The sequence below is a fragment of the Bacteroidia bacterium genome, assembly GCA_026932145.1.
Classification (GTDB): domain Bacteria; phylum Bacteroidota; class Bacteroidia; order J057; family JAIXKT01; genus JAIXKT01.
This window is the reverse complement of record JAIXKT010000041.1, coordinates 46401-52861: the sequence shown is the minus strand read 5'-3', so window position 1 is coordinate 52861 and position 6461 is coordinate 46401. Positions and strand designations below refer to the sequence as shown.

Below are 6461 nucleotides of genomic sequence, written 5' to 3'. Positions count from 1 at the left end.
CGGTAGCGGGAGCAAGTTATAGCTGGACGGGTCCTAACGGATTTAGTTCAAACCTTCAGAATCCGACTATTTCCAATGTAACGGCATCTAACACAGGGACTTATAGTCTTGTTGCGATAGCTAATGGTTGCACCAGTTCTGTTGCTACTACGAATGTGGTTGTTAGTCCTATTCCTACATCTCCTACCGCGAGCAGTAATTCACCACTTTGTGTCGGTTCTACGTTAAACTTAACGGCTTCATCTGTTGCGGGTGCAACATATAATTGGACGGGTCCGAATGGCTTTACTTCTACGTTACAGAATCCGTCTATTTCGGGTGTAACTTCGGCTGACGCGGGAACATATTCAGTTATAGCGATAATTACAGGATGTACTTCATCAGTAGCTACAACCGTAGTAACGATAAATGCGGTACCGACTACCCCTGTTGCGGGCAGTAATTCGCCGATTTGCGAAGGTTCTTCACTTAATTTGACAGCGACAACGATTCCTGGAGCGACTTATAGCTGGACTGGCCCTGCTTTTTCTTCTACGAGTCAGAATCCTACGATAGCGGTATCTACGACAGCTAATTCAGGTACTTACAATGTGGTGGCGATAGCTAACGGCTGTACCAGTAGCGTAGCGAGTGTTACGGTAGTTGTTAATCCGAAGCCGACTGCGCCGGTTGCGGGTAGTAATTCACCGATTTGCGAAGGACAAACACTGAATTTGACGGCTTCTACTGTTTCCGGAGCAAATTATCTGTGGTCAGGCCCGAATGGATATAGTTCAAATCTTCAGAATCCGACTATTTCTAATGCTACGACAGCCAATAACGGCAGCTATACAGTTGTTGCGATAGCGAGCGGCTGTACCAGTTTGGTTGGAAGTGTTAATGTTACGATAAATCCTGTGCCGAATCCGGCTTCTGCGTCCAATAATGGTCCGTTATGTGAGGGTCAGACGTTGAATTTAACGGCTACGGCTGTTTCGGGAGCAAGTTATAGTTGGTCAGGTCCGAACGGCTTTAGTTCAAACCAACAGAATCCTACCATTGGCGGGGTTACACTTGCAAACGGAGGTACTTACAATGTAGTAACTGTTGCAGCCGGCTGTACAAGTGCAGTATCTTCTACTGTGGTTGTTATCAATCCGGCACCGACAGCACCTACGGCTGGGAATAATAGCCCGTTATGCGTTGGTTCTACGTTAAATTTAACGTCGAGTGCGGTAGCGGGAGCAAGTTATAGCTGGACGGGTCCTAACGGATTTAGTTCAAACCTTCAGAATCCGACTATTTCCAATGTAACGGCATCTAACACAGGGACTTATAGTCTTGTTGCGATAGCTAATGGTTGCACCAGTTCTGTTGCTACTACGAATGTGGTTATCAATGCAGTTCCTGCTGCACCGAATGCTGCATCAAATTCACCGATATGTGAAGGTGGAAATCTTAATTTAACAGCTTCTGCTGTACCCGGCGCAAATTATAGTTGGACGGGCCCTAACGGCTTTACAAGTTCTGCTCAAAACCCAACAATAAATGGAACAACCTCTTTGAATGCAGGTACTTATTCGGTTGTAGCTATCGCAAATGGCTGTACCAGCAGTATTGCTACTACAACAGTAACTATAAACGCAATTCCAGGCCCAATTTCTGCATCAAATAATAGCCCAGTGTGTTCAGGAAATTCTGTTAATCTAACAGCTACTTCTATACAGGGAGCAAGCTATAGCTGGACTGGCCCTAACGGATTTGTAAGTTCTGTTCAAAACCCAATTTTACCAAATGTAAGCACTGCCGATTCAGGAAACTATTCAGTAGTAGCTATACTAAATGGCTGCACAAGTGCTGTGGCGGTTACTAAAATAATCGTAAATCAATCGGCACAAAGCACTTTTGTCGCATCAGGAAATACTGTTTGTATAGGTCAAGATGGAACAGTTACTATTTCAAATGCTCAATTGGGAGCTACTTATGAACTTAGAGATGCTTTCAACAACTCAGTTGGAACTCCTATAGTAGCATCGGGAACTACCATCACAATTAATGTTCCGGCTTCTAATTTGAGCCAGCCTTCCACAAGTTTCAATGTATATGTATCGTTAGCTCAATGTACAACTGCCTCTGCAACTCCTGTAACAATTGTTGTAAATCCACTACCCTCACTTTCTGTTAATGCCAGTGGAAATACTGCTTGCTTAGGTGGTGTTAGCACAATTACTTTAGTAGGAACTGAGAATGGTGTAACTTATCAGGTGATTGACTCTCTGGGTAATTCCGTAGGTTCTCCTATTATTGGCAATGGCGGGAATATGGTTATTACAATACCAATTTCAAACTTAGCGGTTGGGCCTAATCGTTTCACTATTACGGCAACATCATCTTCAAATTGTTCCGCTACGCTATCAGCTATTGCAATAGTAACGGTAAATCCGCTACCAATTTTGACGGCACAAGTTGAAAATGCAGTATCTTGCTTGGGTCAAAATACATACGTTACGGTTCGGAATTCTATTGCAGGCGTTACTTATCAATTGATGCAAAATGGATTACCTATTGGAAACGGAGTAGCCGGCACAGGCGGAGATATTACAATACTTGTTCCCAATGGAAATTTAACAACTGGTTTAAACTCCTTTGTCGTACAAGCTACAAATGCACAAGGTTGTGTAGCTCAGTATCTAACTCCGGTTACGGTTAATGTAATTATTCAGAATGATGTAACACTTCGTGCCGTTCCTTCTAATAATGTTTGTCAAGGTGTTCCCACTACTTTCATTGCTTCAACAATTCCTTATGACCCTGTATTTAACTTTAATTTCTTCATTAATGGTGTTTTACAGCAAAGTTCACCAGATTCTACGTTTACGACTGCAGTTTTAGGTCAAGGTGATGTTGTTTCTGTTGTAGCCGGAATCGGTACTTGCGTAGATAGCGCTACTTTGAATATTACAGTTCGTCCTCGTCCTACTTTTGATATTGTAACTAACACAGTTTGTCAGGGAGATGTTTCCGTAATCAGTTTCGTAAACCAAAGTGGTGTAGGTTTTACCTTTGAGGTTAGTGGAGATGGAGGCTTGCCTTCTGTAACTACTGCTGACTCAGTGATTGCCTTTGTATATCCTGCAGCTGGTGTATTTAACGTTCAGGTTCGGGCTTTAGGGCCAAACGGCTGCGATACGTCATTTGCTTCAACAATAACGGTGATACCAATGGCAGATTTGACAACAGTACCGATCTCTCCAATTTGTAGCGGTAATTCCGTAACATTAGCTATCAATAATCCGCAAACTGGCGTTCAGTATTATTGGTATAACGTTCCGTTAGGTGGCACTCCGCTTGATTCAGGTTCAGTTTTTATTACTTCATTATTGTATGACACAACGACTTTCTACGTTGAAGGCTTAAACGGAGCTTGTTTATCTCCGGTTCGTTCCGCAATTGGTGTCTCAGTAATTCGTACACCTGACGCAATGATGCTACCAATTGAATCAGATACGTTATTCTTCCCGCATTCTTCAGTTAACTTCCAGAATCTAACTGACCCAGCTACGGCAGAGTCTTATCTGTGGGTTTTTGGAGACGGAGACACTGCATTAACGACCAATCCAAACTTTAATCCGACTCATCAATATCGTGAAAAAGGAGTATATCATGCCTGTTTGATTGCCTTTAACAGAGGATGTACGGATACTGTTTGCGTAGATATTACCGTAATGGATGTTGTTTTGGTTCATATTCCTACCGGCTTTACTCCAAACGGAGATGGTTTGAATGACCTCCTTGAAATTGTGGCACCAGGTGTAACTGAAATATCCTTTACTATCTACGATAGATGGGGTAGAGAAATGTACACTACAGAAAACTACTTGATAGGTCAGCCCTGGGATGGCCGTGCCAAAGGTGGTGTGGACGCTCCCGAAGGCGCTTATATCTACAAAGGTACTGCAACCGGCTGGGACGGAAGAAAAATAGAACTGAAAGGAACTATAACGCTCATCAGATAAAATCAGATAAATAGGAGTTAAAGCTAAAATTCGGGCAAACGCATAGCGTTTGCCCGAATTTTAGCTTTAAATATATCGCACTTGATATGTTTACCCGTTTAAAGTGTCATTTTATTGGGAAAATATCTTATACTTGCGAATTGTTATCAAAGCTATTTTAACACAGAACAGTCAAGATGAATGGAGGCGAGATTATTGCGCAAGTACTAAGAAAGCAAGGAGTACAATACTTATTTACGTTATCTGGTGGGCATATATCTCCGATATTTGTTGAGGCACAGAGGCAAGGGATTCGTATCATTGACGTGCGCCATGAGGCAAATGCTGTTTTTGCGGCAGATGCTATTTCTCGACTGACAGGTGTTCCCGGCGTAGCAGCCGTAACGGCCGGCCCCGGATTAACCAATAGCATTACAGCCATAAAAAATGCTTATTTAGCACAATCGCCTTTGATATTATTTGGAGGAGCTACTGCCACATTACTTCGTGGGAGAGGGGCACTGCAGGATATTGACCAAGTAGCTATGATGAAGCCCAATGTTAAAGCAGCAATTTCAGTGAAGAAAGTCAGACACTTAGCTTCTGCCGTTGAAAACGCCTTTCGGATAGCTCAAGAAGGAGTTCCCGGCCCGGTCTTTGTGGAGTGCCCCGTAGATTTACTTTACCCAGAAAGCTTAGTACGCGAATGGTATGGCGCAAAAAGCAATGAAGTTCCCCCCAAAAACCTACAAGAAAGAATACTGAGATGGTATATTAATCGGCACGCCAATAATTTATTCAGCGGAAAAGATTCCATAACAATAAATGACGGAGTAGTGCCAGCATCTTTTCCGTCCCACAGTAGTTCAACACTGAGTACGATACTATCCAAAATTCGTTCTGCTTCCAAGCCCTTACTTTTGGTAGGAAGCGGAGCTATGATGAACCCGCAGAAAGCCAATCAGTTAGCAGAAGCCGTCAAAAAATTAGGAATACCTGTGTATCTAAGCGGTATGGCACGTGGACTTTTAGGCAAAGAAAATCCTTTGCAAATGCGCCACAAAAGAAAAGAAGCCATAAAAGAATCCGATTTGATTATATTGGCAGGTGTCTCAAACGACTTTCGCTTAGATTATGGAAATCATATTGGCCACCGCCCGTTTATCTCAATCAATCGTAGTCGAGAGGATTTATACAAAAACAAGCGTCCTACGGTTGCAGCGTTGGCAGACCCTCAAGAGTTGATCATTGACTTAGCGAAGCAGTTTTCGGGAAAATATGAAACATGGTTGAGCATTTTAGCCAAAAGGGATCAAGAGAGAGAAAAAGCTATTGATAATCAGGCTAATGAATCTGTTAATGGGATTAACCCGATTAAGCTTTTTCGGCAATTAGAGCCTATGCTTGGAGAAAATGCTATTTTGGTTGCTGACGGAGGAGACTTTGTGGCAACGTCTGCTTATACTTTAAAGCCATCTGCGCCACTTTCTTGGCTGGATCCGGGTGTTTTTGGCACACTTGGCGTGGGAGCCGGTTTCGCTATTGCCGCAAAATTGGTCTTTCCCCAAAAAGATGTTTGGATTATCTATGGAGACGGCAGCGCAGGGTTTAGCCTCATGGAATACGATACCTGCGTAAGGCATAATCTGCCCATAATATCGCTCATCGGCAATGATGCCTGCTGGTCCCAAATAGCCAGAGACCAAATAGAGATTCTGGGAAGCGACTGCGCAGTTCGTTTAGCTTATTCAGATTATGATTTAATAGCCAAATCTTTTGGGGCAGACGGGATAAAAATAGAAACACTTTCGGAGTTTTCGGACGCTGTTTCACAAGCACAGCTAAAATCCAGACAAGGTACACCCTTCGTTATCAACGCAATAATCGGAAAAACAGAGTTTAGAAAAGGCTCAATCTCAATGTAGTATGATGAATAAAAACCAGATAGGAATACCGAATAAAGAAACTACGGCTCTTTTGGTCGTTGATGTCCAAGAACGCCTAATGCCCGTCATAGAGGAAAGTTCCCAGATGATTCAGCAAGTTAATGTGCTACTGAGAGGGGCAGAAATTTTAGGGTTAAAAACACTTATTACTGAGCAATATCCCAAAGGTTTGGGAAAAACTTGCAGAGAGGTCATTTTGCCGGAAAAATTCTATCTGACAGAAAAAATCACTTTCAGTTGTATGCAGTGTGATTCAGTATTGGCACAGCTAAGAGAAAGCAATATCACAGATATTATTATTTGCGGAGTTGAGTCTCATATTTGTGTTTTGAAAACAGCCTTAGAAGCTGTCCAACAAGAGTTTAATGTTCATATTGTAGCAGATGCCGTTTCTTCAAGAACATTTGAAAATAAGGAACTTGCCCTAAGCAGAATGCGCCAAGCCGGAGCCTATATCGTATCTACCGAAATGATTTTATTTCTATTGCTTGAAAAAGCCGGCACCGAAGAGTTTAAACAGATTAGTAACCTCATAAAATAA

At 42.5% G+C, this 6461-nt stretch carries 3 protein-coding genes; all 3 read left to right on the top strand.

The features are described from left to right. Positions 1 to 3995 (top strand): gliding motility-associated C-terminal domain-containing protein (locus tag LC115_09395; protein MCZ2356880.1); only part of this gene is annotated, 3995 nt, incomplete at its 5' end. Positions 3996 to 4171: 176 nt separating this feature from the next. Beyond that, on the top strand, positions 4172 to 5899 hold the full coding sequence (locus tag LC115_09390; GenBank protein MCZ2356879.1) for a thiamine pyrophosphate-binding protein: 1728 nt from the start codon (positions 4172 to 4174) through the stop codon (positions 5897 to 5899). 1 nt (position 5900) lies between these two features. Further along, positions 5901 to 6461 carry an isochorismatase family protein gene (locus tag LC115_09385; protein ID MCZ2356878.1) on the top strand — a complete coding sequence of 187 codons (561 nt, stop codon included), beginning with the start codon at positions 5901 to 5903 and terminating at the stop codon, positions 6459 to 6461.